This is a genomic window from Amycolatopsis sp. NPDC049688, from assembly GCF_040674975.1.
In the GTDB taxonomy this organism is placed as follows: domain Bacteria; phylum Actinomycetota; class Actinomycetes; order Mycobacteriales; family Pseudonocardiaceae; genus Amycolatopsis.
In genome coordinates this window covers 335,812-362,509 of record NZ_JBFANY010000007.1, presented here as the reverse complement: position 1 = coordinate 362,509, position 26,698 = coordinate 335,812, and the positions used below count along the sequence as shown (strand labels likewise).

General features: G+C 72.9%; 26 protein-coding genes. 16 read left to right on the top strand and 10 right to left on the bottom strand.

Features of this window, described 5'->3' with window-relative positions; translation table 11 throughout:
- Positions 1 to 28 precede the first annotated feature (28 nt).
- The 4 genes from bioB to AB0J55_RS25010 all read left to right on the top strand — a co-directional run bounded on the left by bioB (position 29) and on the right by AB0J55_RS25010 (position 3,005).
- Positions 29 to 1,042, top strand: a complete 1,014-nt coding sequence (gene bioB, locus AB0J55_RS25025) for a biotin synthase BioB (protein WP_364252888.1) — start codon at positions 29 to 31, stop codon at positions 1,040 to 1,042.
- Positions 1,029 to 1,232, top strand: coding sequence for a hypothetical protein (locus AB0J55_RS25020; RefSeq protein WP_364252885.1), 204 nt, complete (start codon positions 1,029 to 1,031; stop codon positions 1,230 to 1,232). Before bioB ends, AB0J55_RS25020 begins: the two co-directional genes overlap by 14 nt.
- Positions 1,233 to 1,334: 102 nt before the next feature.
- On the top strand, positions 1,335 to 1,931 hold the full coding sequence (locus AB0J55_RS25015) for a DUF2567 domain-containing protein (protein ID WP_364252882.1): 597 nt from the start codon (positions 1,335 to 1,337) through the stop codon (positions 1,929 to 1,931).
- Positions 1,932 to 1,979: 48 nt separating this feature from the next.
- Positions 1,980 to 3,005 (top strand): M48 family metallopeptidase, encoded by a 1,026-nt coding sequence (locus AB0J55_RS25010; protein WP_364252879.1) that lies wholly within the window; start codon positions 1,980 to 1,982, stop codon positions 3,003 to 3,005.
- Between the two features lie 6 nt (positions 3,006 to 3,011).
- On the opposite strand, the gene AB0J55_RS25005 is transcribed toward AB0J55_RS25010, so the two are convergent.
- Complete coding sequence (locus AB0J55_RS25005) at positions 3,012 to 3,728, bottom strand: LON peptidase substrate-binding domain-containing protein (protein ID WP_364252876.1); 717 nt, start codon at positions 3,726 to 3,728, stop codon at positions 3,012 to 3,014.
- A 40-nt stretch (positions 3,729 to 3,768) separates the two neighbouring features.
- On the bottom strand, positions 3,769 to 4,401 hold the full coding sequence (locus AB0J55_RS25000; protein WP_364252873.1) for an NUDIX domain-containing protein: 633 nt from the start codon (positions 4,399 to 4,401) through the stop codon (positions 3,769 to 3,771).
- 111 nt (positions 4,402 to 4,512) lie between these two features.
- On the opposite strand from AB0J55_RS25000, the gene nadA reads away from it, so the two are divergent.
- From nadA to AB0J55_RS24980, 4 genes are all read left to right on the top strand, one after another.
- A complete protein-coding gene (nadA, locus tag AB0J55_RS24995) occupies positions 4,513 to 5,526 on the top strand; it encodes a quinolinate synthase NadA (RefSeq protein WP_364252870.1) in 1,014 nt (337 codons plus the stop codon).
- A complete protein-coding gene (locus AB0J55_RS24990; RefSeq protein WP_364252867.1) occupies positions 5,523 to 7,166 on the top strand; it encodes an L-aspartate oxidase in 1,644 nt (547 codons plus the stop codon). Before nadA ends, AB0J55_RS24990 begins: the two co-directional genes overlap by 4 nt.
- A complete protein-coding gene (gene nadC / locus AB0J55_RS24985; protein WP_364252864.1) occupies positions 7,163 to 8,056 on the top strand; it encodes a carboxylating nicotinate-nucleotide diphosphorylase in 894 nt (297 codons plus the stop codon). The genes AB0J55_RS24990 and nadC overlap by 4 nt, the downstream gene beginning before the upstream one ends.
- An 89-nt stretch (positions 8,057 to 8,145) precedes the next feature.
- Positions 8,146 to 9,282, top strand: coding sequence for a S8 family serine peptidase (locus AB0J55_RS24980; RefSeq protein WP_364253107.1), 1,137 nt, complete (start codon positions 8,146 to 8,148; stop codon positions 9,280 to 9,282).
- Between the two features lie 181 nt (positions 9,283 to 9,463).
- Here the strand turns inward: AB0J55_RS24980 and AB0J55_RS24975 are convergent, their stop codons facing one another.
- The 6 genes from AB0J55_RS24975 to AB0J55_RS24950 all read right to left on the bottom strand — a co-directional run bounded on the left by AB0J55_RS24975 (position 9,464) and on the right by AB0J55_RS24950 (position 13,538).
- Positions 9,464 to 9,826 (bottom strand): hypothetical protein, encoded by a 363-nt coding sequence (locus tag AB0J55_RS24975; protein ID WP_364252861.1) that lies wholly within the window; start codon positions 9,824 to 9,826, stop codon positions 9,464 to 9,466.
- The gene (locus AB0J55_RS24970; protein ID WP_364252858.1) at positions 9,823 to 11,094 is read right to left on the bottom strand and encodes an alpha/beta hydrolase; all 1,272 of its coding nucleotides are present in this window, start codon (positions 11,092 to 11,094) and stop codon (positions 9,823 to 9,825) included. Before AB0J55_RS24970 ends, AB0J55_RS24975 begins: the two co-directional genes overlap by 4 nt.
- Positions 11,094 to 12,395 carry a WXG100 family type VII secretion target gene (locus AB0J55_RS24965; protein ID WP_364252855.1) on the bottom strand — a complete coding sequence of 434 codons (1,302 nt, stop codon included), beginning with the start codon at positions 12,393 to 12,395 and terminating at the stop codon, positions 11,094 to 11,096. The genes AB0J55_RS24970 and AB0J55_RS24965 overlap by 1 nt, the downstream gene beginning before the upstream one ends.
- Positions 12,392 to 12,778 (bottom strand): hypothetical protein, encoded by a 387-nt coding sequence (locus tag AB0J55_RS24960; protein WP_364252852.1) that lies wholly within the window; start codon positions 12,776 to 12,778, stop codon positions 12,392 to 12,394. The genes AB0J55_RS24965 and AB0J55_RS24960 overlap by 4 nt, the downstream gene beginning before the upstream one ends.
- 94 nt (positions 12,779 to 12,872) lie before the next feature.
- Positions 12,873 to 13,175 carry a hypothetical protein gene (locus tag AB0J55_RS24955; RefSeq protein WP_003057455.1) on the bottom strand — a complete coding sequence of 101 codons (303 nt, stop codon included), beginning with the start codon at positions 13,173 to 13,175 and terminating at the stop codon, positions 12,873 to 12,875.
- Positions 13,176 to 13,193: 18 nt separating this feature from the next.
- Positions 13,194 to 13,538 carry a WXG100 family type VII secretion target gene (locus AB0J55_RS24950; RefSeq protein ID WP_152603733.1) on the bottom strand — a complete coding sequence of 115 codons (345 nt, stop codon included), beginning with the start codon at positions 13,536 to 13,538 and terminating at the stop codon, positions 13,194 to 13,196.
- A 217-nt stretch (positions 13,539 to 13,755) separates the two neighbouring features.
- Here AB0J55_RS24950 and AB0J55_RS24945 point away from each other — a divergent pair, with 217 nt between their 5' ends.
- Together AB0J55_RS24945 and AB0J55_RS24940 are read left to right on the top strand one after the other, a co-directional pair.
- Positions 13,756 to 14,745 carry a hypothetical protein gene (locus AB0J55_RS24945; RefSeq protein ID WP_364252850.1) on the top strand — a complete coding sequence of 330 codons (990 nt, stop codon included), beginning with the start codon at positions 13,756 to 13,758 and terminating at the stop codon, positions 14,743 to 14,745.
- 30 nt (positions 14,746 to 14,775) lie between these two features.
- The gene (locus AB0J55_RS24940) at positions 14,776 to 16,179 is read left to right on the top strand and encodes an AMP-binding protein (protein ID WP_364252848.1); all 1,404 of its coding nucleotides are present in this window, start codon (positions 14,776 to 14,778) and stop codon (positions 16,177 to 16,179) included.
- A 117-nt stretch (positions 16,180 to 16,296) separates the two neighbouring features.
- Here AB0J55_RS24940 and AB0J55_RS24935 read toward each other — a convergent pair whose 3' ends face one another.
- Together AB0J55_RS24935 and eccCa are read right to left on the bottom strand one after the other, a co-directional pair.
- The gene (locus AB0J55_RS24935) at positions 16,297 to 16,995 is read right to left on the bottom strand and encodes a trypsin-like serine protease (RefSeq protein ID WP_364252845.1); all 699 of its coding nucleotides are present in this window, start codon (positions 16,993 to 16,995) and stop codon (positions 16,297 to 16,299) included.
- Between the two features lie 148 nt (positions 16,996 to 17,143).
- Positions 17,144 to 21,070 carry a type VII secretion protein EccCa gene (gene eccCa / locus AB0J55_RS24930; RefSeq protein WP_364252842.1) on the bottom strand — a complete coding sequence of 1,309 codons (3,927 nt, stop codon included), beginning with the start codon at positions 21,068 to 21,070 and terminating at the stop codon, positions 17,144 to 17,146.
- Between the two features lie 142 nt (positions 21,071 to 21,212).
- On the opposite strand from eccCa, the gene AB0J55_RS24925 reads away from it, so the two are divergent.
- The 6 genes from AB0J55_RS24925 to eccD are packed head-to-tail and all read left to right on the top strand — an operon-like array spanning position 21,213 to position 26,595.
- Complete coding sequence (locus AB0J55_RS24925; protein ID WP_364252839.1) at positions 21,213 to 21,992, top strand: WXG100 family type VII secretion target; 780 nt, start codon at positions 21,213 to 21,215, stop codon at positions 21,990 to 21,992.
- Positions 21,993 to 22,023: 31 nt separating this feature from the next.
- On the top strand, positions 22,024 to 23,073 hold the full coding sequence (locus AB0J55_RS24920) for a hypothetical protein (RefSeq protein WP_364252836.1): 1,050 nt from the start codon (positions 22,024 to 22,026) through the stop codon (positions 23,071 to 23,073).
- A gap of 3 nt (positions 23,074 to 23,076) precedes the next feature.
- Positions 23,077 to 24,438, top strand: coding sequence for a WXG100 family type VII secretion target (locus AB0J55_RS24915; protein WP_364252833.1), 1,362 nt, complete (start codon positions 23,077 to 23,079; stop codon positions 24,436 to 24,438).
- The gene (locus AB0J55_RS24910; RefSeq protein ID WP_364252830.1) at positions 24,438 to 24,908 is read left to right on the top strand and encodes a hypothetical protein; all 471 of its coding nucleotides are present in this window, start codon (positions 24,438 to 24,440) and stop codon (positions 24,906 to 24,908) included. Before AB0J55_RS24915 ends, AB0J55_RS24910 begins: the two co-directional genes overlap by 1 nt.
- Positions 24,905 to 25,225, top strand: a complete 321-nt coding sequence (locus AB0J55_RS24905; RefSeq protein ID WP_004558471.1) for a YbaB/EbfC family nucleoid-associated protein — start codon at positions 24,905 to 24,907, stop codon at positions 25,223 to 25,225. Before AB0J55_RS24910 ends, AB0J55_RS24905 begins: the two co-directional genes overlap by 4 nt.
- Positions 25,225 to 26,595, top strand: a complete 1,371-nt coding sequence (eccD, locus tag AB0J55_RS24900) for a type VII secretion integral membrane protein EccD (protein ID WP_364252826.1) — start codon at positions 25,225 to 25,227, stop codon at positions 26,593 to 26,595. The genes AB0J55_RS24905 and eccD overlap by 1 nt, the downstream gene beginning before the upstream one ends.
- Positions 26,596 to 26,698: the final 103 nt, after the last annotated feature.

Sequence of the window (26,698 nt, the reverse complement as noted above, 5' to 3'; positions counted from 1 at the left end):
GCCGCACCACCTCGATCAAGGAGCGCCCGTGACCGCAGTCCCGGACACCGATGTCCTCGCCTTCGCACGCGAGCAGGTCCTAGAAAACGGCGTCGGCCTCGGTGAACAGCAGGTCCTCGACGTGCTCCGGCTCCCGGACGACCGGCTGCCCGACCTGCTCGCGCTGGCGCACGAGGTGCGGATGCGCTGGTGCGGGCCCGAGGTGGAGGTCGAGGGCATCATCAGCCTGAAGACCGGCGGCTGCCCGGAGGACTGCCACTTCTGCTCCCAGTCCGGCCGCTTCCCGACGCCGGTGCGCTCGGCGTGGCTCGACATCCCGAACCTCGTCAAGGCCGCCCGGCAGACCGCCGAAACCGGCGCGACGGAGTTCTGCATCGTCGCCGCCGTCCGCGGGCCCGACAAGCGGCTGCTTTCGCAGGTCCGCGAGGGCGTGAAGGCCATCCGCGAGGACGGCAACGACATCCAGATCGCCTGCTCGCTCGGCATGCTCACGCAGGAGCAGGTCGACGAGCTCGTCGACATGGGCGTGCACCGCTACAACCACAACCTCGAGACGGCGCGCTCGCACTTCCCGGCCGTGGTCACCACGCACACCTGGGAAGAGCGCTGGGACACGCTGCGGATGGTCGCCGAGGCGGGCATGGAGGTCTGCTGCGGCGGCATCATCGGCATGGGGGAGACGGTCGAGCAGCGCGCGGAGTTCGCCGTGCAGCTGGCCGAGCTGAACCCGCACGAGGTGCCGATGAACTTCCTCATCCCGCAGCCCGGCACGCCGTACGAGCACTACGAGATCGTCGAAGGCCGCGACGCGCTGCGGACGGTGGCGGCGTTCCGGCTCGCGATGCCGCGCACGATGCTGCGCTTCGCCGGCGGCCGCGAGCTCACGCTCGGCGACCTGGGCGCGGAGCAGGGCATGCTCGGCGGGATCAACGCGATCATCGTCGGCAACTACCTGACCAACCTGGGCCGCCCGGCTTCGGCGGACCTGGAGATGCTGGACGAGCTCAAGATGCCGATCAAGGCCCTCAGTGACAGCCTCTGACGCTGCCTTTTGCGTCCACTGTGGACAGGAGTCGCCGGGTGGGGCGGACCACCCGGCGTGCCACAACCCGAGGACGGCACTGGAACCGCCGCGCTACTGCACGTTCTGCGCGCGCCGGCTGGTGGTCCAGGTCAGCCCCCTCGGCTGGACGGCCCGCTGCAGCCGCCACGGCGACACGGCGAGCGGCTGACGCCTTCCGCGGCCCGCCGCCGTCCGCGACACGACCCGCCGTGGGCGGCCCGGGCGCACCGACCGGTTACGCTCGGTGGCACGAATGCAGGAGGGAGTCCGGGTGAGTGAGTCGTCGGGGCCCGCGCACCGGCCGTCGGCCGTGGCCGGGCCGTGGTCGGTGCCCGTGCTGTTCCGGGAACGGCGGCCGCGGGTCGTCGTCAAGGCCGACCTGCTGCCCGCCGTCAGCGTGCTCGGCACCCTGAGCCTGCTGAGCTTCCCGCTCGCCTTCGCCTGGTCGCGGCTGGCGCCGCCGGAGCGCGTGCGCATCGTCGCCGCCGACGGCACCCAGGGCGCCCTCGAACTGGAGAGCTGGCACCGCTTCGACGACCTCGCCGTCTTCGGGTTCCTCCTGCTCGGGCTGGGGATCGTCGTCGGTGTCGTCGTCTGGCTGCTGCGCGAACGCCGTGGCCCGGTCGTGTTCCTCGCCGCCGTGCTCGGGGTCGCCCTCGCCGGGGCGCTCGCCATGCTGCTCGGGGTCGGCTGGGCGAACAGCCACTACGCCGTGTCGAGCCCGCCCGCGCTCGGCTCGGTGATCGAACTGGCGCCGCGCCTGGAGTCGTGGTGGGTGCTGCTCACCGGCCCGCTCGGCGTGTCGATCGCCTACAGCCTGCTGGCCACCTGGAACGGCCGCGACGACCTGGGCCGCCGCCTCGGCTGACGGCTTTCCCCTAAGGTGGTGGCCGTCACCTACAGGGGGGAACCGACAGTGACCGAAGACATCGAAGTTCCGCGGCCCAACGCCGTCCGCTTCCCGGGCATCAGCCCGCGGGCCTACGAACACCCGGTGGACCGCGGCGCGCTCGCCACGCTGCGGGCCGTGCCCGGGTTCGCCCAGGTCGTCAAGGCCGTTTCGGGCTTCTACAACGAACGCGGCGAGCGGCTGATGGCGCTCGCGTCGTCGATCCGCGTCGGGCCGAAGCAGTACCCGGAGCTCGACCGGCTGCGGCACGAATGCGCCGAGACGCTCGACCTGCCCGCCGTGCCGAACCTGTACGTCTACCAGGACCCGCGCATCCAGGCGTCGGCCGTCGGCATGGACGAGCCGTTCATCCGGGTGAGCACCGGGCTCGTCGAGCTGATGAACCAGGAGTCGCTGCGGTTCGCCATCGGCCACGAAATGGGGCACGTGCTGTCCGGGCACGCGGTCTACCGCACGATCATGGTGCGCCTGATCGGCCTGCAGACGGCGATGTCGTGGACGCCGGTCAGCGCGCTCGGGATCCGGGCGATCATCGCGGCGCTGCGCGAGTGGTTCCGCAAGGCCGAGCTGTCGTGCGACCGCGCCGGGCTGCTGTGCAGCCAGGACCCGACGGCGGCGCTGCGGGCGCAGATCCAGGTCGCGGGCGGCATCGACCCGGCCCGCATCGACGTCCCGTCGTTCCTGCAGCAGGCCACCGAATACGAGTCGGTCGAGGACATCCGCGACAGCTTCCTCAAGCTCAAGTTCGTCGAGACCGAGTCGCACCCGTTCGCCGTGGTCCGGGCGGCCCAGCTGCAGAAGTGGGCGGCTTCGGAGGAGTACCGCGCGATCCTCGCCGGCGACTACCCGCGCCGCGACTCCGACCAGCCGACGTCCGACTGGAAGGACGACCTGAAGTCGGCCGCCCAGTCGTACAAGGAGTCGTGGAGCTCGTCCACGGACCCGCTGACGAAGGTGTTCAGCGACGTCGGCGAAGCGGTTTCGGGCGCGGCCGGCAAGGTGTGGAACAAGTTCGGCAACGGCTCTTCCTGAGCCGGCTCAATTGAGGCTGGCCGGGCGGATCGGATCGGTGAATTCGCCCGGCGGCAGCGGCACCGCGCCCAGGGTGTTCAGGAAGCCCGTTTCCCGCGTCAGCAGGCGGCAGGCGATGCGGAGCCGGCGCAGCGGGTGGCGTTCTTCGAGCAGCCGCTGGCGGTCTTCCAGCGGGAGCAGGCAGTCCGCGGCCAGCGCGTAGGCCAGCTCGCCGAGCGTGGTGCCCGGTCCCGGGGCGTGCCAGTCTTCGCTGCGCCACGCCGTTTCGCAGTACCGCCGGTGCGCCGCGCGCGCGACCGCCGCCAGCCGCTCGGCCATGTCGCCGGCCGGCGCCACCGGGTCGTCGTCGACCCACTCCACCGACGCGATCAGGTACGGCGCCGAAACGCAGTCGAGTTCGCGCAGGCGGAACCGGCGCTGGGCCTGCGTCACGACGTCGAAGCGGCCGTCCGGCAGGCGTTTCGCCTCGCGCAGCACCGTGCTGCAGCCCACCTCGTACAACTGGTCCAGACCACGAACCTCGCGCGTCAGGGACGACCGCAGGGCGACCACGCCGAACTCGCGCTCCGGCACGGTCCCGTTCACCAGGTCCGCCGTCAGCTGCCGGTACCGCGGTTCGAAGATGTGCAGCGGGAGCTTGGTGCCGGGCAGCAGCACGGTCTGGAGCGGGAACAACGGCAGCAGCGTCGTCGTCGCGTCACTTTCCGATTCCGGCTCGGTCACGCGTCCACCGTAAAGGGAGAACGCCTTCGGCGCAGGATGGTCACCGGGACGGCGGCTTGAACACCGCGAACGGATCGGTGATCTGCATGCCCTTGCCGGCGAAGGAGAACAGCGCCGCCGGGCGTCCGCCCGCCCGGCCGGGTGCGGCCGTGTGGCCGGTGGGGACCAGCAGGCCACGCCGGGAAAGGACCCGCTGCAGGTTGGTCGCCGAGACGCGGTAGCCCAGCGCCGCCGAATACAGCCCGCGCAGCGCGGAAATCGTGAACTCGTCCGGCGCCAGCGCGAACCCGAGGTTCGTGTAGGACAGCTTCGAGCGCAGCCGGTCGCGGGCGCGCAGCACGATCGCCTCGTGGTCGAACGCCGTGCGCGGCAGCTTCGCGACGTCGTGCCACTCGGTGTCTTCCGGTACCTCGGGGTCGACGTCCGACGGAACGAGCCCGAGGAACGCCGTCGCCACCACGCGCGGCCCCGGCACGCGGTCCGGGTCGCTGAACACCGCGAGCTGCTCGACGTGCTTGAGCTGGCGGACGTCGACCTTCTCGGCGAGCTGGCGGCGGATCGACGTCTCGACGTCCTCGTCGGGCCGCAGCCGGCCACCCGGCAGCGACCAGCGGCCCAGGTGCGGGTCCAGCGCGCGGCGCCACAGCAGCACCCGCAGTGTGTCCGAGCGCACTTGAAGGACCGCGCCCAAAACCTCGTGGGCCAGGGGGGCCTGGGTGTTAAGATGACTTCGCACGGTTTTCGATTGTAAGGCGAAAACCGGAGACAGGTCCAGGAGGGCCCGATGACCACCACGTTGGTTCCGGAAGGTCTCACCCCGTTCGGCGGGGTCGAGGCGAACGCGGCCTGGGCGGAGGAGGTGCGGCGCCTGGCGAAGCAGCGCGACGCGGTCCTGCTCGCGCACAACTACCAGGTCCCGGAGATCCAGGACATCGCCGACCACACCGGCGACTCCCTGGCGCTGAGCCGCATCGCGGCGAGCAGCGACGCGTCCACCATCGTCTTCTGCGGTGTCCACTTCATGGCCGAAACCGCGAAGATCCTTTCGCCGGAGAAGACGGTCCTGATCCCGGACGCGCGGGCCGGCTGCTCGCTGGCCGACTCCATCACCGGGGAGCAGCTGCGGGCCTGGAAGGCCGAGCACCCGGGCGCGGTGGTCGTCTCCTACGTCAACACCACGGCCGAGGTGAAGGCCGAGACCGACATCTGCTGCACGTCCTCGAACGCCGTCGACGTCGTCGCCTCCATCCCCGCCGACCAGGAAGTTCTCTTCCTGCCGGACCAGTTCCTCGGCGCGCACGTCAAGCGCGTCACCGGCCGGGAGAACATGCACGTCTGGGCCGGGGAGTGTCACGTCCACGCCGGCATCAACGGCGCCGAGCTGGCCGAGCGCGCGGCCGAGGACCCGGACGCCGACCTGTTCATCCACCCCGAGTGCGGGTGTGCGACGTCGGCGCTCTACCTGGCCGGCGAGGGGGCGGTGGCGCCGGAGCGGGTCAAGATCCTCTCCACCGGCGACATGGTCCACGAGGCCCGCGACACGAAGGCCAAGACCGTGCTGGTGGCCACCGAGATCGGCATGATCCACCAGCTCCGCAAGGCCGCGCCGGGCATCGACTTCCGCGCGGTGAACGACCGCGCGTCCTGCCGGTACATGAAGATGATCACGCCGGCGGCGCTCCTGAGGTGCCTGCGCGACGGCCTCGACGAGGTCCACGTCGACGTCGAGACGGCTTCGAAGGCGCGGGCCTCGGTGCAGCGGATGATCGAGATCGGGCAGCCCGGCGGCGGCGAATGACCACGCCGGTTAATGACCCACAGGCGAAAACCCCGGTCTGGGAAGCTCGTGCCGACCTGGTCGTGATCGGCAGCGGCGTCGCGGGGCTGACCGCCGCGCTGCGGGCCCAGGCGCTCGGGCTGCACGTCCTGGTGATCACCAAGGCGGCGGTCGCGGACGGCAACACGCGCTGGGCCCAGGGCGGCGTCGCCGTGGTCCTGGAAAACGAGCACGACCTCGACGACTCGGTCGCCCGGCACGCCGAGGACACCTTCACCGCAGGAGCCGGGCTGGTCGACGAGGCCGCGGCCCGCTCGATCCTCGACGGCGGGCCGGCCGCGGTCGCCCAGCTGAGGGCGGACGGGGCCCGGTTCGACGCCGCGGCGTCCGGGCTGCTCGCGCGGACCCGCGAGGGCGGGCACAGTGCGTTCCGCGTGATCCACGCGGGCGGCGACGCGACCGGCGCCGAGGTCGAACGCGCGCTGGTCGCGCAGGCCGGGCAGGCGCGGGTGCCGGTGCTGGAGCACCACATCGCGGTGGACGCGCTGCGCACCCCGGGCGGCCGGGTCGCCGGGGTCACCGTGCTCGACCGGAACGGCGTTCCCGGCGTCGTCCGCGCCTCGGCCGTGCTGGTGGCCAGCGGCGGGATCGGGCAGCTCTACCAGGCGACGTCGAACCCGGAGATCGCCACCGGCGACGGCCTCGCGCTCGCGCTGCGGGCCGGGGCGACCGTGGCGGACATCGAGTTCGTCCAGTTCCACCCGACCGTCCTGTACACCCCGGGGGCCCGCGGACGCTGCCCGCTGGTCACCGAGGCCGTGCGCGGCGAGGGCGCGACGCTGGTCGACGGTGCCGGCCTGCCGGTGATGCGCGGTGTGCACCCGCTCGGCGACCTGGCCCCCCGCGACGTCGTCGCGGCGGCCATCACGCGCCGGATGACGTCGGCGCCCGGCGGGGTCGACGACCACGTCTTCCTCGATGCGACGCGGATTTCCGGGTTCGCGCAGCGGTTCCCGACGGTGTTCGCGGCGTGCGCGGTGCTGGGGCTCGACCCGGCCGTGGACCCGATCCCGGTGACCCCGGCCGCGCACTTCTCGTGCGGCGGGGTGGTGACCACTGTGGACGGACGCTCGTCGGTTCCGGGGCTGTACGCCGCGGGCGAGGTCGCGCGGACCGGGCTGCACGGGGCGAACCGGCTGGCGTCCAACAGCCTGCTCGAAGGACTGGTCGTCGGGCAGCGCGTCGCGGAGGCCGTCGCCGCGGACCTCGCGGCCGGGCTGCTGGCCGATCCGGCGCGGGGACGGCTGCCGTCGTGGACGGCCGCGCCGGCCGCGGACCGCGACTCCCTGCAGCGCGTGATGAGCCGGTACGCGGCGATCGGCCGCGACGCCGACGGGCTCGCGGCGGCCGGCTCGGTGCTCGATCTGTCTCTTTCGGACACTCCGTTGTGGACGCACAAGGGGGTGGAGGACGCGGCGCTCACCGTGGTGGCGCAGGCGTTGCTCGCCGCGGCCGTCCGGCGCACCGAGTCGCGCGGCTGCCACGTGCGGTCCGACTTCCCGGCGCCCGACGAAGGCTGGCGGCGCAGCCAGCTCATCCGGCTCAGCCCGTCCGGCCAGCCGGTGCTGGCCGACCCGATCCCCCTGGAGGGCGTGGCATGACGTTCCCCATCTCCGAACCGGTCCGCGCGCTGGTCGCCGCCGCGGGGCTCGACGTCGAGGACGTCGAGCGCGTGGTGGCCACGGCGCTGGGCGAGGACCTGCGGTACGGGCCGGACGCGACGACGGCGTCGACCGTGCCCGAGTCCGCCGTCGCGGTTGCGGAGCTGACCCCGCGCGCCGACGGCGTGATCGCCGGGCTGCCGGTGGCGCTCGCGGTGTTCGACATGGTGCTGGGCGACGGCTACGAGGTGCTGGCCCGGCGCGAGGACGGTGACCGGCTGGTCGCGGGCGAGCCCGCGCTGGTGCTGGCCGGGCCGGTGCGCGGGCTGCTCACCGCCGAGCGGACGGCGCTGAACCTGCTGTGCCACCTCTCCGGCGTCGCCACCGCGACCGCCGCCTGGGTGTCCGAAGTGGACGGTACCGGGTGTGCCATCCGGGACTCCCGCAAGACGTTGCCGGGACTGCGGCTGCTGCAGAAGTACGCCGTCCGCTGCGGGGGCGGGGTCAACCACCGGCTCGGCCTCGGGGACGCGGTGCTGATCAAGGACAACCACGTCGTCGCCGCCGGTTCGGTGACCGCGGCGCTGGCCGCGGCCCGCGCGCACGCCCCGGAACTGGCGTGCGAAGTGGAGGTCGACACCCTGGAGCAGCTCGAAGAGGCCCTGGCGGCCGGGGCGGACGAGGTGCTGCTGGACAACTTCACGCCCGAGGACTGCCGCCGGGCGGTGGCGCGCCGCGACGAAGTCTCGCCGAAAACGCGGCTGGAATCCTCTGGTGGCCTCACGCTCGACCGTGGTAAGGCGTACGCGTGGTCCGGTGTGGACTATCTGTCGGTGGGCGGGCTGACGCATTCTTCGCCCGCGTTGGACCTCGGGATGGACCTTCGCTGACGCGTGTTTCCGGGCTAGACTGGCGGTGGCGGAATTCCTTGTCCGCCACCGTCTTTCGGTTTTCGGGGGTGGGGGTGCGGTTACCGGCGGTGCTCGCGGTCGCGGGCCTGGTGGCTGCCTCGGGTGTGTCCGGCGCACCGGCGGCCTCGGCCGAGGGGTGCGCGAACCCGTCCGGCACCTACACCGGCGAAGTACCGTGGGGCCAGCGGCTGGTCGACCCGGCGCGGCTGTGGCCGCTGACCCGGGGCGGCGGCCAGCTGGTGGCCGTCGTCGGCACCGGCGTCGACGGGCAGAACGCGCAGTTCGCGCCCGGCCAGCTCGAAGGCGGCGCGGGCACCGAACGGACCGACTGCGACGGCCGCGGCACGATCGCGGCCGGGATCGTCGGCGCCCAGCCGGACCCGTCGACGACGTTCGCCGGCGTCGCACCCGGCGTGCGGCTGCTTCCCCTGCGGTACACCACGTCCGACGGCGGCGACCCCGGTGCGCTGGCCGGGGCGATCGACACGGCCGTGGACCGCCACGCCGGCGTCATCCTGATCGCGGTGCCCGCGGCGGCCGACAGCCCGGCGTTGTCGGCGGCGGTCTCGCGGGCGCGTACGGCCGGGGCGGTGGTCGTGTCGGCGGCGTCGGCGACCCAGCAGGGCGCCCGGACGTACCCGACGGCGACGTCCGGTGTCCTGGCCGTCGGCTCGGTGAACCAGGCGGGCGAACCGGTGCAGACGGAGGCGGGCGACCACGTCGGGGTGGCCGCGCCGGGAGCGGACCTGGTGAGCACCTCGGCCGGGGCGGGCGGCGCGGCGGCCCACCGCTGGCCGGTGACGGACCCCGGCCTCGCGGCGGCGTACGTCGCCGGTGTCGCGGCTTTGGTGCGGGCGTACCACCCGGAGCTGTCCGGCGACCAGGTCGTCACGCGCCTGACCCTCACCGCCCACCGCCCGCCTTCGGGAGCCCACGACCCACGCCTGGGCTGGGGAGTCCTGGACGCCTACGCAGCGGTGTCCTCGACCCTCCCCGCCGACGTTTCCCCGCCCGGCGCGGCTCCGGTGCCGGTCACGGCCCCCGCCGTGGTCCCGGCCGCGGCCCCCGCACCCCGCCGCTCCGACGTCGCGGCCGGCACGATCGCGCTGGCCGGGGTCGCCTTGGCCGCCGCCGCCGGGGTGACGGTCGCGGCCGTCCGCCGGGCCCGCCGCCGCGGCTGGCGCCCCTCCCGCTTCACCCCCTAGGCCGTGTCGACTCCTCAATCACACGTGATGACCCTTCAATCACGTGTGATGCCCGCTCGATCACGCGAGATACCCCTTCCCGCACGTGAGCTCGGCGTGCCGGAAGGGGAATCAACGTGATTGGGGAGGCATCACGTGTGATTGGAGGGGCATCACTCGTGATTGGAGGGACGACACGGGGTCAGGCGGGGATGGGGCGGGTGGAGCCGATGATCGCCACCGCGTTGCCCGCGCGGGTGACGTGGATCGTGAAGTCCGCGCCGTCGCGGGAGAAGCGGGTGATGTGCTCGCCGGGGGTGCTGCGGTCCTGGGACTCCCAGCCGTCGCGGCGCAACGCCGGGAGCAGGGATGCCAGGCGGTCTTCCGGTGACGCCGGGGTCTCCAGGCGGACGCCGTACTGCCAGCAGAACAGGTGACCCGGGTTGATCGGGTCGCAGTCCAGTTCGCCGTCCAGGGTCGGGTCGACGGGACCGCCGAAGGCCGCCGCGACGTCGTCGATCACCGACGTCAGCTCGGCACCCAGCCGGCGCAGTTCCGGGTTCACGGCAGCACCTTCCCGTCGCCGGTGAGGACGCGGTACATGTTCGTCCACGAATCCGAACCCGGCTTCAGCACGTCATTGTGCGACGACACGCCCCACAGCGCCGAACCGGCCGCGTCGTGGCCGGTGGCCAGCTCGGTGACGCCGGGGAAGACGTCCGGGTCCGCGCCGTGCCCGATGCCGGTCCACTCCAGGCCCCACGCGTTGCCCTGCGCGATGACGATCGGGTCCAGCGGCGCCGTCATCGAGTACCGCTGGACGCCCGCCTGGCTCGGCGGCAGGTCGGACGGCGACCACACGCCGTGCCCCATCCCGGCCGACTCGACGTGCAGCACGCGGTCGACGTCGAGGCCGTGCGCCTCGGCGAGCCCGACCGTCGCCCCGCCGTAGCTGTGCCCGATCGCGGTGAGCGTGACGCCGGGGCCGGCGTGGCCCGCGATCTCGCCGCGCAGGTCGTCGGCGAACGTCTTGAGACCCGGCGCCATCGCCTGCGCGTAGCTTGCGTCCGGCCCCTGCGCCACCGGGCCCTGCGGGAACACCCCGTCCGCCCAGACGACGACCGCGGTGCGCCCGGCCGGATCCGCGGCCACCAGGCTGCGCCCGAGGCCGGCGTAGGCGTCGAAGTTCGACATCTGCGTGTTGACGCCGGGCACGAACAGCCCGACGTTGCGCGTCCCCGGCTCGATGTGCCCGACGAGCTCGGCGATCCGGCCGTTGCCCGAGGGATCGAACCGGAGGATCTGCCGGTCGTGAGCGAGGATGTCCTCGTACAGCTTGATCCGCGCCTGTGACCGCGCGATGGCGTCGGCGTCGGTCAACGCGGCCAGCCGCGCACGCTCGGCGGTCAGCGCGTCGGCGACCTTCACCCGGTTGTCCGCGATGGCGTGCGCCCACGCCCCGGTGTCGGCCGCGCCGCCGATCCCGGCGGGATTTCCCGCGCGCGGCAACGGATCCTCGGGCAGCAGGGCCCGGTACATCGCCGCGACCTGCGCGTCCGCCCGCCGGTACCCGGCGGCGGACGCCGTGAGTCCACTTTGGATCGTCCGGAGCCGGGACACGCTCGACTCGAGCTTCGAACCCAGCTCCGCCATGGTCTTCTCGAACGTCTTGGCTGCGGCGGCCGACTCGCTCACCTGGCCGAACGCGGCGGCGGGCACCTTCTCGCCCGCCACCGCCGACTGTGCCCCGGAAAGCGCGTCGGCGCGTGAGCCGGACTCGCCGGCCACCGCGTCGAGACGCGCCGGGGCGACGCGGTATCCCGCCGCCGTCATCAGGCGCCGTCTTCGCCGATGACCGGCGGCGCGACCGGTGCCGACTGGCCCCAGACGTTCTCGGTCTCGACCAGCCACGCCGGGATCCGCCGCCCGGAGCCCATGTCCCCGCCGCCGCCCATGCCCATCGGCATCATGGGCATCATCGGCATCGCGCCCTTGGCGGCCGCCGCGCCCGCCGCCCCGGCCGCGCCGCCGGCAAGCCCGCTCAGCGCGTTGCCCGCGCCGCCGTCGCCGGCCAGGCCGGAGTGCGCCGCCGGAACCTCGCCGGGACCGGACAACCCGCCCCCGCCGACCGGAATTCCGCCGCCGCCGCCGAGCGAAGGCGCGTCACCGCCGCCGATCGGGATGCCGCCACCGGTGCCACCTTCGACACCTGCGCCGCCCCCGCCGAGCTTCGTGCCGGCCGGTTCGTCCTTCTTGTCCTTGGGATCCTTGCCGGTGGCCCACGACGGCACCTTCGGCATGATCGAGCCGAACCGGCCGAACGCGGCGGCCGAAGCCGCGGCGAGCCCGGCGGTGAACATGTCGCCGAACAGGGGGTTCGACGTCGGCGCGGTCGTCCCCGGCCGCGGCAGGTTCGTCGACGGCAGCGGGTGCCCGTCGGCCGGCGTGACGATGACACCGGGACCGGTCATGCCGTTGCCGACCAGGCTCGGCGAGCCGCCAGTGCCAGCACCCCCGCCGGCCGGCGGGGTCGTCGGCGTCTGGACGGCGTTCGGCGAAGCCGGGATCGACTCCTCGGCCACCGTGTACTCACCGGCCAGTTCGGTCATGACGACGATGGCCTTGCCGTGCGCCGAGCCGGCGGCGTTCGCGGCGGCCTGCTGCGCTTCGACGTTCGCGATGGCCTGCTGGCGCTGCTGCGCCGCGGCCTGGACGACGGCGGGGGAGGCGTCCGGCGGCAGCAGCGGCGGGTTCACCGCGAGCGCGACGTCGGCGGGGGCGACGTCCGGCACCGAGACCGGCGGCGGCATCTCCTTCTTGGCCTTCACCAGCGCGTCGGCGGCGTCGCCGAGCATCACGTTCATCGCCTCGGCGGTCTGCGCCACCTTCGAGATGCCGTTCGCGAGGTCGATGATCATGTGCTGGTACTGCTCGGCCGCGCCGCCGGTCCACTGGTCCTTGAACTCGGTCAGCTCCGAGTTGAGGTTGTGGGCCTGCTCGTGCAGGTGCAGCGCGGCGGACTTCCACTTGTCGGCGGCGTGGCGCGCGCTGTTCGGGTCGCCGGCCTGCAGCATCGCGTACAGCTGCTGGTGGCTGTACGCGGCGAAGTTCGTGTGCGCGGTGTTCTTCGTCATCCCTTGCGGCTCCCGTCCGTGTCCCCGCCGCCCAGCAGGCCGAGCAGCGGGTCGAGCAGGCCGGTGACGGCCCCCGACGCGTGCAGGTCCCCGGCCACCGACTCGTCGGCGTGCTGGTAACCGTCGGCGACCGTGGTGGTGACGTCCTGGGCGAACCCGATCGCGCTGCGGACCTGGTCGAGCAGGCCCTGCATCTCCGAGACGGCGGCGCGGTGGGCGTCGGCCAGCGACCCGGCCTCGCCGAACTCGCCGAACAACAGCGGCTCTTCGCCCAGGGTGAGCAGGAAGTCGTTCGGTTTCGACATCGCGTGGATCTGGGTCTCCAGCTCCCGCACGAAGTCCTTCAGCGATTCCAGGTGGACGTAGTACGACTGGTCGTGCATCGGGTCCCGGCTCTCTGGTCGCGGTACGGGAAAGCCGGTCGGCCGGTGCGAGCGGGGGGTTTCCCGCACCGGCCGACCGACGTCTTGGCGCGGATCAGCCCGCGAACAGCCCCTGGTTGCGGTTCTCCAGCGACTGCTGGAGGTCGTGCGCCTCGCCGACCTTCCCGCCGAACTGCGCGATGATCGCGACGATGTCCGCGGTGGCCTGGCGCAGGCGCGTCTCGGCCTGGCGGGCGGCGTCACCGGCGGAGCTGCCGGAGGCGTACCAGGTCGCGGTGATCGGCTGCAGGTTCTGGTGCAGCTGCTCCAGCTGCGAGGTGAGCGCCTTGGCCTTGGCGGCCAGGGAAGCCGAGCTGTGCTGCAGCGCGGCGAAGTTGATTTCGACGACGTCGGCCATGATGAGCGTCCTCTCGGGTCAGGGGTTGAGGCGGGGGAGCACGCCCGAGCCCTCGAGGGTGTTGCCGACCCCCTGGAAGCTCTGGTGGACGTCGGCGTCGCCGCGGCCGTAGTTCGCGTGGCTGGTGTGCACGAGCTGCGACATCGTGTCGAGCTCCTTCACCGCCGCGGACATCTTCTCCTGCAGCCGCCGCTGGAGGTCCCAGAAGGCCACGGCCTGGTCACCCTTGTAGTTGCGCAGGGCCTCGGTCAGCTCGGACTCCAAGCTGGCCATCGTGGACTTGGCGTTCGTCGCGGTTTCCTCGAAACCCTGGACGGCGCGCGTCATGGCAGCGGAATCTGCCTGGAATCCCGGACTGGACATCGACGGGCCACCTCCTTCCTGAAGCGAATTCCCCGGGCGCGGTGGTCCGCGCGGTGTGAAAGTCACGCTAGAAAAGAGGCCAGTGCGGTCAAACGGCACAACTGCCGGTCGCGCTGACGGCACTATTACCCACACCCCGGCGGTAGGGCTCGCCCCACCCCGCCGACGGTGGCGCGCTCCAGTGACCCCGCGCGGCCCCCGAGCCAGGCTTGGTGCCATGGCAGACAAGGGAAATCCGCTGGTCACGGTCCGCGCGTGGCACCGCCCGCTGGTGGTGCTCGCCGGGGCGATGGGGGTGCTGTGCGCGGTCTCGCTGCTCGGGCTGCTCCTCGATGATCGCACGCTGGTCAATGCGCCGATCTGGCTCAAGCCGTTCAAGTTCTCGGTTTCCATCGGGATGTACGCGCTGACGCTGGCGTGGCTGCTGACGCACGTGCGCCGCGGCCGCCGGGCCGGCTGGTGGTTCGGCACGCTGTTCGCCGCCGGGATCGGCCTGGACTTCGTGCTGCTGGTGTGGCAGATCATCGTCCGCGGCCGCACGCTGCACTTCAACCAGGCGACCGCGGCGGACAAGATGATCAACAACCTCGTGGCCGGTGGCGCGTACACGGCGTGGCTGATGACCGCCGCCGTCGCCGTCCTCCTGCTCTTCCAGCGCATCCCGGACCGGGCCCTGCGGTCGGCCCTGCGGTGGGGCAGCGGGCTCGCGGTGCTGGGGATGTACGTCGCGACGCTGATGTTCTCGCCCACGCCGGCGCAGCAGGCGGTGCTCGAAGCGAACGGCAGGTACTCGACGTTCGGCGCGCATTCGGTCGGCCTCGAAGACGGCGGCCCCGGCCTGCCGATCACCGGCTGGAGCACCGTCGGCGGAGACCTGCGGATCCCGCACTTCATCGGCATCCACGGCCTGCAGGCGCTGCCCCTGGTCGCGTTCGGGCTGCTCCTGCTGGCCCGCCGGTTCCCGGTGCTGGAGTCCGACCTCGTCCGCCGCCGGCTGGTCCGGACCGCGGGCGCGGGCTACGCGGGCCTGCTCGCGCTGCTCACCTGGCAGGCGCTGCGTGGCCAGTCGATCGTGCACCCGGACTTCCGGACGCTCACCGCCGCCACCGGCCTGATCGCGGCCGTCGCCGTCGCGGGCACGCTGTCGCTGCGGCCGGTGTCCCGGCCGCCGGTCGGTTCTGCCGAAATTCTGAGATCCGCCCGGTAGACCGGGACCTCCCGGCGAAAGGCGGTCGAGATGGTCCACCCGCAGGCACTGCTGGACGAGCTGCAGCGCGCCCCGGAGGTCCCCGCGTTCGAGCACGGTGCGCGGGTGACCACCCGCGGGCAGCTGCGGGACCTGATCGGCCGGTTCACCGCGGGCCTGCGGGCCGCCGGGCTGGGCCCGGGCGACGGTGTCGGGCTCGCCACCGGCGTCACGCCGGAGGGGTTCGCCGCGCTGGTGGCGGTGCACGTGCTCGGCGCCCGCGCGGTCGCGGTGCGGCCCGGGCTGCCGGAAGCCCAGCTGCGGCACGTCCTCGGCGACGTCGCGGCGGTGGTCGCCGACGGGCCGGTGGCCGCGGCGGTGCCGGTGCTGCCGGTGGAGCGCCTGCTGGGGCGCTACGCCGAACCGGTGCCGCAGGGCCGGCTCGACGACATCGCGACGGTCGTGTTCACCAGCGGCAGCACCGGCGTCCCGAAGGGCGTCGCCTACCGCTACCGCGCGCTGACCGAAGGCCGGGTGTGGCGGCCGCCGGTCCCGGGCTCGGCGCACGAACGGCTGGGCTCGGGGTTCGGGCGGTACCTGCTGTTCGGGACGCTGGCCAGCGCGGTGATGGTGGAGCAGCTCGGGGTGTGCCTGTTCGCGGGCGGCACGGCGGTGATCCCGGAAGGAGCGGTGGACTTCGCGCAGGTGCTGCCGCGGCTGCGCATCACGGCGGCGCTGACGACGGTGCCCCGGCTGCACCAGCTCCTGGACGTGCTGCGCGTCGAAGACGTCGACCTGAGCGCCCTGCGGACGTTGATCGTGGCCGGGTCGCCGGTACCGCCGCACAAGCTCGCCGAGGCGGCCGCGCGGATCGGGCCCGCGATGCACCACGCGTACGGCCAGACCGAGACCGGCATGCTGACGATCTGCCGGGCCGACGAGGGCCTCGGTTCCGTCGGAAAAGCCTGCGACACGGTCGAAATCGCGACGCGGGAGGGCGAGGTCTGGGTGCGCACGCCGTCGGCCTTCGCGGGCTACTGGCGCGACGAGGCGGCGACGGCCGAGGTGCTGCGCGACGGCTGGGTGCGCACGCAGGACCTGGGGTTCCTGGACGACGACGGCTACCTGCACCTGTCCGGCCGCGCGCGGGACGTGGTGATCGTCAACGCGGTCATCCACTACACCGGGCCGATCGAGCGGGCGATCGCGGCGCACCCGGACGTCGACCAGGCCTACGTCGTGGCGGTGCCCGACGAGCGCACCGGCGAGGCGGCCCACGCGTTCCTGGTGCCGGCGCCCGGGCGGGAACCCGACCTGGACGAGGTGCGCAAGGCGGTGGCGGCCGAACTGGGGGAGGCGGCGGTCCCGGCGCGGTTCGGCTTCGTGGGCGCGGTTCCGGTGGCCCCGTCGGGAAAGCCGGACAAGGCGGCGCTCCGGAGATCCATTGTGGACTGACTACTTCCCTGCGCGCAGCTCGGTGCTCGGCCGCCCCGCGGTTCTCCGCGCTGAGCGGAGCGTCATGGAGCGAGTGTGCCGCGTGCCGGCCGGCGGCACGCGGCACACTCGCGCTCGTCAGACGCCCGCGGTGGTGCGGATCCAGCTGCGGCTGGACGCGATGCTGGCGTAGTTCTGCGTGCCCTGCGGGTCCGAACCGGAGTTGTTCCCCGTCGAGCACACCCCGACCTGGGCGCCGTTGTACAGCTGCGGGCCACCCGAGTCGCCGTGCCACGCCGAGCCGTTGATGCCCTGGCTGGCGATCGCCGTGCCGCCGAAGGCGTCCGAGCTGAGGCCCGTGACGCGGACGTTGGCGGTCTTGAGGGTGCTCGAGGGCGGGCTGCTGCCCTGCGTGCGGCCCCAGCCGTAGATCTGGTTGGTGGAGCCGGTCGGCGGGTTGCCGGTGCCGAGCTTCATGTAGGTGGTGCTGACCGCCGTCGTCAGGTGCAGCAGGGCGATGTCCCCGTTCGGGGACGCCTTCTGCTGGTCGACGCTGGCGTTCGTGCCCTGCTGGAGCGTCACGCTGCCGACCTTGACGTGCATGCCCGGCGAGTTCAGGCAGTGCCGCGCGGTGAGCACCCACTGCGGGGCGATGATCGTCCCCGAGCACTCGAAGCCACCGTACGTCGTCACGTTGTTCCAGTAGATCTGGGCGCCCCACGGCGCGGAGGAGACGGTGCTCCCGCCGATGATGTCCTGCTGGGCGTCCGCAACCCCCGCTGAGACCAGACTCAGCGCCGCGGCGGCAGCTCCGACCGCGGCTACAGCCCTCGACATTCGCATGAAAATGCCCTTCGGCCCAGGTGATCCGGATATCCGTCCCGAACGGGACGACGAGCCCAACGTATGAGCCGTGAAGGATTTTCGGAACCTACCGAAGTCGGTAACCGGCGCCTCTGGAGGATCGGGATCGCCCCGCCGAACCTCAGGACTCCACGGGTTTCGTCCACGCCACCTGGACCAGCCCCGTCCCGTGCCGCCGTGACACCAAAGTCCCGCGTCCCGGCGGCTGCGGTGACGGCTTCACCTCGCCCAGCAGCGCCCCTTCCTCCTTCGCGCCCGACATGATCAACCCCGGCGAGCCCAGCTCCCGCAGCCGCTGCAGCACCGGCTCGAACAACGCCCTGCCCGCGCCGCCCGAGCCGCGGACGATCACCAGGTGGAGGCCGATGTCCCGGGCCTGCGGCAGGAACTCCAGCAACGGCTGCAGCGGGTTGCGCCCGACCGTCGCCACCAGTTCGTAGTCGTCCACCAGGACGAACAGCTCCGGGCCGCGCCACCACGACCGGTTGCGCAGCTGCTCCGGCGTCACCGATGGCCCCGGCAGGCGGTTGCGCATGCCCTGGGCGCACTCCGCGATCAGGTCCGTCAGCTTGCCCTCGGCCCCCGCGTAGCCGAGCAGGTGCGGCTCGGAAACCGCGCCCAGCAGGCCCCGCCGGTAGTCCGCCACGATGATCGCCGCTTCTTCCGGTGTGTACGCCGACGTGATGCCGTGGGCGATGGCGCGCAGCAGCGAACTCTTGCCCGACTCCACGTCGCCGAAGGCCACGAAATGCGGGTCCGCCGCGAAGTCCAGGTACACGGGCCGCAACGTCGATTCGGCGATGCCGAGGGTGACCTGACGCGACGGCGCCGCGGGCAGGGTGTCCAAGGGCACCTCCGGCGGCAGCAGCCGGACCTGCGGGGCGCGCGGCCCTTGCCACGCTTCGGAAATCCGCCGGACGAGGTCGACGCCGCCCGCGCCGACGGTCTCCGGCCGCTGGTCGGCGTCGATGCGGGGCAACGCCGCCAGGAAGTGGAGCTTCTCCGCCGTGAGGCCGCGGCCCGGGCGGTCGGTGGGGACGTTGGCCGCGACCTTGCGGTCGATCGAGGAGTCCATCGGGTCGCCCAGCCGCAGCTCGAAGCGCGTGCCGATCGCGTCGCGCAGCTGGGCGCGGACGCCGATCCACTGGTTCAGCGACACGATCACGTGGATGCCGAACCCGAGGCCGCGCGCCGCCAGGCCGGTGATCTGCTCTTCCAGCTGCTCGTACTCCTGGCGGATCGTGGTCCAGTTGTCCACGAACAGGAACACGTCGCCGAACTCGCGGCCGTCCGTGCTCTCGGTGAACTCGGACCGGCGAGCGCGGAACGCCGCCATCGACTCGATGCCTTGCGCGGCGAAGAACTCTTCGCGCTGCTCCAGCAACGTCGTCAGCTCGGCGACGACCCGGCGGCAGCGCTGCGCGTCCCGGCGGGTGGCGTACCCCGACACGTGCGGCAGCCCGGCGATCGGCGCCAGCGCGCCGCCGCCCATGTCCAGCACGAACAGCTGCACCTCGGCCGGGGTGTGCGTCAGCGCGAGCATGCCCGCGATGTCCTTCATCAGCGTCGACTTCCCGCTCTGCGGCGCGCCCACGATCAGCGCGTGCCCGGCCGCGCCGGAGAAGTCGGCCCACAGCAGGTCGCGGCGCTGCTCGAACGGCTTGTCCACCAGCGCCACCGGGATCGTCAGCTTGCCGTTGCCGCCCCAGCCGAGCGGGCACAGGCCGCGCGCGGCGTCCTCGCCGAGCGGCGGCAGCAGCTGGTCCAGTGTCGGCGGTTCGTTCAGCGGCGGCAGCCAGATCTGGTGCGCGGCCGGCCCGCGGCCCTCCAGGCGGGACAGCATCGCGCCGATGATCGTCTCCCCGGTGCCTTCCGCCGAAGGCGCCGCGGACACCTCGGTCGTCACCGGGATTTCCACCGGGGCCAGGGAAAACGGCAGCACGCCGAGTTCCTGGCCGTCCTCGCGCACGACCGTGCTGCGCGGCGGCAGCTCGCCGGAGACGTAGGCCGCCTTGAGCCGGATCAGCGTTTCGGTATCGGACTTGAGGTACGCCGATCCCGGCACCGGCGGCAGGTGGTAGGCGTCCGCGACCCCCAGCACGGCCCGGCTTTCCGCGGCGGAGAACGTCCGCAGGCCGATCCGGTACGACAGGTGGGAGTCCAGCCCGCGCAGCCGGCCCTCCTCCAGCCGCTGGGACGCCAGCAGCAGGTGGATGCCCAGCGAGCGCCCGAGCCGGCCGATGGCGACGAACAGGTCGATGAACTCCGGGCGCGAGGACAGCAGCTCGCTGAACTCGTCGATGATCACCAGCAGCGACGGCAGCGGGTCCAGCGGCGCGCCGTCCGCGCGGGCCTTCTCGTAGTCCCGCACCGACGCGTAGTTCCCGGCCGCGTGCAGCAGTTCCTGCCGCCGCAGCAGCTCGCCGTTCAGCGCGTCCGCCATGCGGTCGACCAGCGCGAGGTCGTCGGACAGGTTGGTGATGACGGCGCAGGTGTGCGGCAGCCCGGTCATCCCGGCGAAGGTCGCGCCGCCCTTGAAGTCGATGAGCGCCAGGTTGAGCGTCTCCGACGAGTGCATCACGGCCAGGGCCGTCACCAGCGTCCGCAGCAGCTCGCTCTTGCCGGACCCGGTCGCGCCGATGACCAGGCCGTGCGGGCCCATCCCGCCCTCGGCCGACTCCTTGAGGTCCAGCTCCACCGGCCGGCCTTCGGGGTTGACGCCCAGCGGGATCCGCAGCCGATCCCTTGCCGCGCGCGGGGCCCACGTCACCGTCGTGTCGGTGTCGCGCGGGTCGCCGATGCCGAGCAGCCCGGCCAGCCCGAACGTCGACGACATCGGCTTCTCGCCGACGACCGCGGCGGGTGTGTGCAACGGCGTCAGCATCCGGGCCAGTGCTTCCGCGGCGCCGCGGTCGAGGGTGTCCGGGCGGCCGAGGAAGCCGAGCCGCTGCTCGCCGCCTTCGCCGACGACCATGCCGAGCGACGCCGGCGCGGTGTGCAGGCTCAGCAGCCGTTCGGTCGAGGACGCGCGCGGGTGCTCCTGCCCGACCTCGAGCACCGTGACGCCGAGCCGGCCGTCCTCGCCGATCAGCCGGGGTTCGCCGTGGGCGGTGCCGCCGTCGACGACGACCACCAGGTGGGGCAGGTCGAGCTCGGCGGCCGCGCGCCTGCTGAACGCGGGCCGTTCGCCGAGATCGGCGCCCAGCAGCTCGGCCAGGCCGGCCGCGGTGTCGGCGGCCAGCCGCCGCGAGCCGACGGCGTCGGCCGCGCCCGCCGCGGTCGCGTGCGGTAGCCACTTCGCCCACTCCCAGTCGTGCTGCCGGTCCGGCGACACGCACACCGCGACCCGCAGGTCCGCGGGGGAGTGGAAGGTGACCAGCTGGCACAGCAGGGCCCGCACCAGGCCGAGCACGTCGGGCCGCCGCCCGGCCACGGTGACCGCGGCGAACGAGCGCAGCGACAGCGCCACCGGCAGGCCGTCCACCGTCGAGTAGGTGCGGATGAAGTGCTTGAGGCTGGTGGAGGACACCGGGTCCAGGTCCTCCAGCGGCACGGTCTGCGGCGCCTTCAACGGCGTCGCGAGCCGCTGCGGACCGGTGCCCGCCCGCACCTGCGCGAACTGCGGCTCGGTGCGGCGGCGGTCCCACAGCTTGCCGGTCTCGACGTAGGCCCACAGGTCCGCCGGGTCCGGCTGGACGGCGATCATCGCCGCGCGCTGGCCGTCGGCGATCTCCCGGACCTGGGCGCGCAGCCCGGACAGGTACCGCTGGTAGTCCCGGCGTTCGTCGTTGATCTGCGCCTTCTTCGCCATCCCGCCGCGGCCGAGCGACATCACCACCATGCCGCCCATGGCGCAGAGGAACAGCGCGCCGAAGACGTAGGTCATCACCCCGCCGTCGCGTCCGATGTAGACGAACGACATCGCGCCCATGCCCAGCATCATCGGCAGGAACATCATCAGCTGCACCATGCCGCCCGACGAGCTCTTGGGGAGCATCGGCGGCGACTGCAGCACGATCTCGGACGGGCGCTCTGGCGAGAGGCTCATGCAGCAATGCTCCAGCGGATCGGGGCGGCTCTGACCGGTATTTTGGCCACTCGCCGCCCCGCCGCGGTGGGTACTTTTGCCGTCCGCCCGCTTCCGGGGCCGAACCTACGCTCAGCCGAGCACACCCCCCGGAAGGAGACCCATGGCCGGCGAGTACCGGGCTGAGCCCGAGGCGATGCGCTCCGCCGTGGGCAACGTCGGGGGCATCATCGCCCACGGCATCAACGCCGTGGCCGACCTGGAACGGCTCGTCGTGCAGCCGATGTCGTTCGCGACCTTCGGCAGCGCGGTCGCCGCCGCGAACGCGGCCCTGCACTCCAGCCAGATCACCGCCGTCCGCACGCTGCTGCAGCTGCTGCAGCAGGTCAACGGGCTCGTCAAGGCCAGCGCCGACGCCTACCAGGCCGCGGACCAGGACGCCGCCGCCGGCTACGGCGGGGGCCACCAGGGCGGCTCTTCGACGCCCGCGTCGTCGATCTGGGGCAGTTCGCACGCGTCCGAGCTGGCCACCCTGGCCATCAACGACAGCGCGGGCGCCCGCGGCGAGCCGTCGTCGGTGGGGAACGTGCTGCGCTACCTCGGCGACGCGCGGCTCGGCCGGCTCGGCGACCACCCGATCACCGACACGCGCTTCCACGGCGTCGCCGACTTCAACGACTGGCTCGCCGGCGACGCCGACAACCAGGCGCGGGTCGGGCTGATCGAGGTCTACGCCGGCACCGCGCGCACGTTCTCCGACGTGCCCGGCGGGGTGCACAGCGGGGACGTCGTGGTCGTGGAGCCGCTGATGTTCTCCGACCGCCAGCCGGTCATCGGCGTCGCCGGCGACGGCGGCCGCCTCTACAACCACGGGCTGCTCGACGCCCGCATCGGCGGGCTGGCGAAGGTCAGCGTCTACCGGCCCGCCTCCGTCGTCGCCTGATCGTCCGCTCCTCGAATCCCTGTGAGGTCCGATGCTGACTTTCCCGAACTCCAGCGCGATGGACGCGACCGCGTCCTCGGGCGGGCCGATCACCATCCTGCCGCAGATCGTCACCGGGCAGCCGGAGCAGATCGCCAAGCACGTGGTGGACCTGGTCAAGAAGGCCGAGCAGTTCCTCAGCATGTACAACGAGCTGACCAAGGCCGCCGACCAGCTCGGGAAGATCTGGTCGGGCGCGGCGAGCGAGTCGGCGCTGAAGAAGATCAGCGACTCCCTCGACCAGCTCACGAAGATCATCAACGTGGTGCAGAAGGGCGCCGAGCTGCTCGGCGTCTCCGGCACGCTGATCAAGACCGCGCAGGAGGCCTACCGCGCGGTGGTCTCCGCGGTGAACCCGACGGTCGCCGCGCTGATGTCGAACTGGTGGACCTACGGGGCCGCGGTCGCTTTGTCGACCGCGACGAGCGCGTCGCTGCGGGCGTTCATCACCGCGATCGGCGCGCTGCTCAAGGCGCTCGGCGCGGTCGACCTGGCCCAGCAGGTCACCACGCTCGCCCAGGTCATCGGCGAGATCGAGAAGCTCTTCCACCACGGCTCCGGCAGCTCGGGCGCGACCACGCCGTCGATCGGGAACACCCCGGTCCGCGCGCCGCAGGCCCCGGCGCCGGTGGCGAGCCCGTCGGGGCAGCAGGCAGCGTCGTCAGGAAATCCCACCCCCGGCGGTGAGGGGATCCCGCAGCAGCCCTCGTTCACTGACTACACCCCGCCCGCGCTCGCCACCGGCGCCGGTTCCAGCGGCTCGGCGACGCCCGGCGCGGTGAACCCGGCGAACAGCTGGATCCCCGTCGACCACGCCGGGACGACGACCCCTGCGGTCGTCCCCGCGCCCGCCCCGGCCCCCGCGCCCATCCCGGCGCCGGCCACCGGGCACGCGGACGAGGTCGTCATCCACACCAACCTCACCACCGGTGAGTCCACTGTGGAGGCTCCGGGCGGCCAGGACTTCGACCTCGACATCGCGCTGGACTACAACGGCAAGCACTTCAGCCAGCACGTCGGCTACGACGCGGCCGGGAACTAGCCGATGGCGGGCTCGGGGGTCGTCGACGCGTCCGGGGTGGTCAGCTCGGTGCTGTCGGGGTACCGGCGCGTGCTCGCCGAGTGCCGGCGGCGCGTCACCGGGGATCCCGGGGCGCTGAGCGCGGCTTCGCAGCGGGTCGCCGGCCAGGCGTCGGCGGTCTCGGGCAAGGCGCGCGAAATCGGCGAGTCCGCGAAGGCGCTGCACGCGGACTGGGACGGCGACGCCTACACCGCCTTCGCCACGGCGGCGGAGAAGCTCGGCGAAGGGCTCACCGAGACCGCCACGAAGCTCGACGACCAGGCGAAGCGGCTTTCGACGGCCGCGCAGCTGGTGCAGTCCGCGGAAGCCGCCGTCGACTCGGTGCTCGCGCAGTTCGACCAGTACGCCGCCCAGCTGACCGCGCAGGCCCGCGCGGTGAACTCCGCTTCGGTGGGCGCGTTCATCCAGGCCGCGCGGCAGCTCGGCGAACAGAGCGTCGCCGCGGCCCGCCAGGTCGTCGACGAGTTCTCCGACGCGCTCGCCGAGCTGTTCCCGCCCGAGGGCGTCGGCCGGCTGGAGCACGAGCTCGGCAAGTGGGCCCGCGGCCCGCTGCACTGGCTCAACGGCGAACCCCTCGACGGCCGGAAGCGGCCGCGGACCGTGCCGTCGTGGTTCGGCAACTCGGGCTGGAAGAAGCTCACCTGGGACGGCCTCGAGGGCACGCGCGCGCCGAAGAAGGCGGACACGCCTTTCGGGCAGCCCGAAGCCGAGGGGCTGAAGAACAAGATCGGCCGCAACACCGAGATCACCTACTACAAGTTCCAGCACGAGCAGGACGGGTTTTCCCCGGAGTACGACGGGAAGATCACGTCGAAGGGCTGGGACGCCGGCGCGTCCGGGCACGCGGAACTCGCGGCCCTGCACGGCGAGGCCGAGCTCAAAAAGGAGTGGGGCGTCGCCGAAGCCCACGCCAAGGGCACGGTGTTCGCCGGCGGCGAGGTGAGCGCGTCCGGCACGATCGGCGCGCACGGCGTCGGCGCGCACGCGAACGCCTTCGTCGGCGGCAAGGTCGAGGGCGAGGTCGCCGCGGACGTCGCCGGGATCGGCGTCGGTGCGAACGGCACCCTGCAGTACGGCGTCGGTGCGCAGCTCGACGCCCAGGCCGTCTACGACGCCGGGCACCTCAAGGTGAACTTCAAGGCGGGGGCGGCGCTCGGGCTCGGCCTGGGCGTCGGCGCCAAGATCGACATCGACCTGCCGAAGCTCGGCCACACGATCAGCGAGTACGGCGGCGCGGCCGTCGACGCGGTCAGCCACGCGGCCACCGATGCGGCCGACGCCGTCGGCTCCGCTTGGGACGACGCCGTCGCGTACGTGGGGCTGTGATGACCCTTCCCCTCGACTTCGTCATCCCGGACGGCTGGACCGCCGTCGACCCGGGCGATTCCGGTGCGGTGTTCGTCGCCGTGCACGACGCCGCACCGGGCGAGTTCGTCCCGAACATCACCGTGAGCGTGCAGCAACGGCCGGACGACGCCTCGATCGACGCCATCGCCGACGAGGCCGTCGAACGGCTTTCGCTGACCTTGGCCGGGATCGAGGTCCTGAGCCGTCGCGACGTCGGCGAGCCGGCCGCGCCCGGCGTCATGCAGCTCCTGCGCCTGCGCACCGGCGAAGGCACCGAGCTGATCCAGACCCAGGTGCACCTGACGGTCCCCGGCGCGACGCCGGCGGACCGGCTGGTGCTCGAGCTCGCCTGCACGGCCGCGCCCGCGACCGCCCGGCGGCTCTCACCCGGTTTCCAGCGGTTCGTGGGCAGCGTCCACGTCCGCCAGCACGAAGGGAAAGCACAGTGACCGATCCGTACGCGGTGCCGGACATGGACGAGCTGCTCGCGCAGGTGCGCAAGCAGACCGAAGAGGTCCAGCGGATCCAGCGCACGGTCGAGGCGATGGAGGTCAAGGCGCACTCGCGGCAGAACGAGGTCACCGTCACCCTCCGCGGCGACGGCCGGTTCACCTCGATCGACATCGACCCCCGCGCGATCCGCGAGTACGACGCCCGCAACCTTTCGGAGATCGTGCTGGAGGCGGTCAACGCCGGGCTGCAGAAGCTCGCCGAAGCGTCGTCCGCGAAGTTCGCCCCGGTCATCGCGGCCGCGAAAGACGTGTGATGACGGCATCTTTGACCGGGACGACCCGCCGGGTCACGGTGGTCACGCCGCGCGCCCGCGTCGACGTCGCCCTGCCGCAGCAGTCGACGTTCGCCGAGCTCGTGCCGCAGCTGGTCCGGCTGGCCGGCGCGTCCGGCCAGGCCTCGGCCGAGCACCCCGGCTGGGTGCTGTCCCGGCTGGGCGGGGCACCCCTCGCCTTGGGGCTCAGCGTCGCGGCGGCCCAGATCCGCGACGGCGAAGTGCTGCACCTGACCCCGCGGGAGCGCCCGCGGGGTCCGCTGCTGTTCGACGACGTCGTCGACTCGATCGCCAGCGTCGCCGACACGTCCGGGGGCTGGGGCCCGGCGGTGGCCCGCCGGTCCGGCCTGGTCGCCGCGGTGGTCCTGCTGCTGGCGGGCGGCCTGCTGGTGCAGGCGGCCGCGTCCGGCAGCGTCCTGGCCCCGATCGGCACGGGGTTGCTGGCGCTGGTGCTGCTGCTCGGCGGCGGTGCGCTGAGCCGCGCTTACGGCGACGCCGAGGCGGGCGCGGCGGGGTCGCTGGCCGGCGTGGGCGTGGCGCTGCTGGCGGGGATGTCGGTGCTGCCACCCCACCCGCTGTTCTCGCTGTCGGCGGGCCCGCTGGCCGCGGGCCTGGCGGCGGTGACGGTGTACGGCGTGCTGGCGGCGGTCTCGGTGGCGGACCGCCTGCCGTGGTTCGTGGCGATCACCGGCGCGGCGGGCTTCGGCGCGGTGACCACCGGGGTCGTCCTGCTGGCGGGGGTTTCCGCGGGGTCGGCCGCGGCGGTGGTCGCGGTGCTCTGCACGGCACTGGCGGCGGTGGCGCCGATGCTGGCGTTGCGCCTGGCCCGCCTGCCCCTGCCGCGCGTGCCGGACGACATGGAGGCGTTCCGCGCGGACGAGCAGCCGTCGCTGGGCACCGAGATGATCGGCCGGACCTCCCGGGCCCAGGCGGTGCTGACGGGCTTGCTGGTGGCGCTGGGCCTGGTGGTGCTGGCGGCGTCGGTCGTGCTGTCCGCGGGCGGGCCGTGGGAGGCGGGCCTGGCCGGGTTGCTGGGACTGGCGTGGATCCTGCGGTCACGGTCGTACGCGGGCCGTGCGCAGCGGCTGGTGCTGATCGGGTTCGGGGTGCCGACGCTGGTGTGCGCCGGGGTGTGGCTGGTGGCCTCGGGCCACCGCACGGCGGTGTTCGCGGCCGGGTGTGCGGTGGTGCTGGCGGCGGTGGTGTGCCTGGTCTATGCGACGCGGGTGGCGCGGGGACTGCGTTCGCCGTACTGGTCGCGGCTGCTGGACGTGTCGGAGTTCCTGGTGCTGTTGTCGCTGGTGCCGATGGTGGCGATGATCGCCGGGGTGTACGAAGCCGTCCGCGGCTGAGGGGCTGCCTTGGCCGTCGAGGTATTCGACTGAACGTTTCATTGACGGTGCCGCGCGAAAACTGTCAAGATTGTTTTGGGAGCGCTCCCAGGTCGTTCACCGC

Bases quoted from the DNA above. Each gene is read 5' to 3' on its own strand.
- AB0J55_RS24915 (WP_364252833.1), top strand. From the start codon at position 23,077: ATGGCGGGCTCGGGGGTCGTCGACGCGTCCGGGGTGGTCAGCTCGGTG.
- eccD (WP_364252826.1), top strand. From the start codon at position 25,225: ATGACGGCATCTTTGACCGGGACGACCCGCCGGGTCACGGTGGTCACG.
- AB0J55_RS24950 (WP_152603733.1), bottom strand. From the start codon at position 13,538: ATGTCCAGTCCGGGATTCCAGGCAGATTCCGCTGCCATGACGCGCGCC.
- AB0J55_RS24920 (WP_364252836.1), top strand. From the start codon at position 22,024: ATGCTGACTTTCCCGAACTCCAGCGCGATGGACGCGACCGCGTCCTCG.
- AB0J55_RS24955 (WP_003057455.1), bottom strand. From the start codon at position 13,175: ATGGCCGACGTCGTCGAAATCAACTTCGCCGCGCTGCAGCACAGCTCG.
- AB0J55_RS24940 (WP_364252848.1), top strand. From the start codon at position 14,776: ATGGTCCACCCGCAGGCACTGCTGGACGAGCTGCAGCGCGCCCCGGAG.
- nadA (WP_364252870.1), top strand. From the start codon at position 4,513: ATGACCACCACGTTGGTTCCGGAAGGTCTCACCCCGTTCGGCGGGGTC.
- nadC (WP_364252864.1), top strand. From the start codon at position 7,163: ATGACGTTCCCCATCTCCGAACCGGTCCGCGCGCTGGTCGCCGCCGCG.
- AB0J55_RS24945 (WP_364252850.1), top strand. From the start codon at position 13,756: ATGGCAGACAAGGGAAATCCGCTGGTCACGGTCCGCGCGTGGCACCGC.
- AB0J55_RS24990 (WP_364252867.1), top strand. From the start codon at position 5,523: ATGACCACGCCGGTTAATGACCCACAGGCGAAAACCCCGGTCTGGGAA.
- AB0J55_RS24925 (WP_364252839.1), top strand. From the start codon at position 21,213: ATGGCCGGCGAGTACCGGGCTGAGCCCGAGGCGATGCGCTCCGCCGTG.
- AB0J55_RS24965 (WP_364252855.1), bottom strand. From the start codon at position 12,395: ATGACGAAGAACACCGCGCACACGAACTTCGCCGCGTACAGCCACCAG.
- AB0J55_RS24910 (WP_364252830.1), top strand. From the start codon at position 24,438: ATGACCCTTCCCCTCGACTTCGTCATCCCGGACGGCTGGACCGCCGTC.
- eccCa (WP_364252842.1), bottom strand. From the start codon at position 21,070: ATGAGCCTCTCGCCAGAGCGCCCGTCCGAGATCGTGCTGCAGTCGCCG.
- AB0J55_RS24970 (WP_364252858.1), bottom strand. From the start codon at position 11,094: ATGACGGCGGCGGGATACCGCGTCGCCCCGGCGCGTCTCGACGCGGTG.
- AB0J55_RS24935 (WP_364252845.1), bottom strand. From the start codon at position 16,995: ATGTCGAGGGCTGTAGCCGCGGTCGGAGCTGCCGCCGCGGCGCTGAGT.
- AB0J55_RS24960 (WP_364252852.1), bottom strand. From the start codon at position 12,778: ATGCACGACCAGTCGTACTACGTCCACCTGGAATCGCTGAAGGACTTC.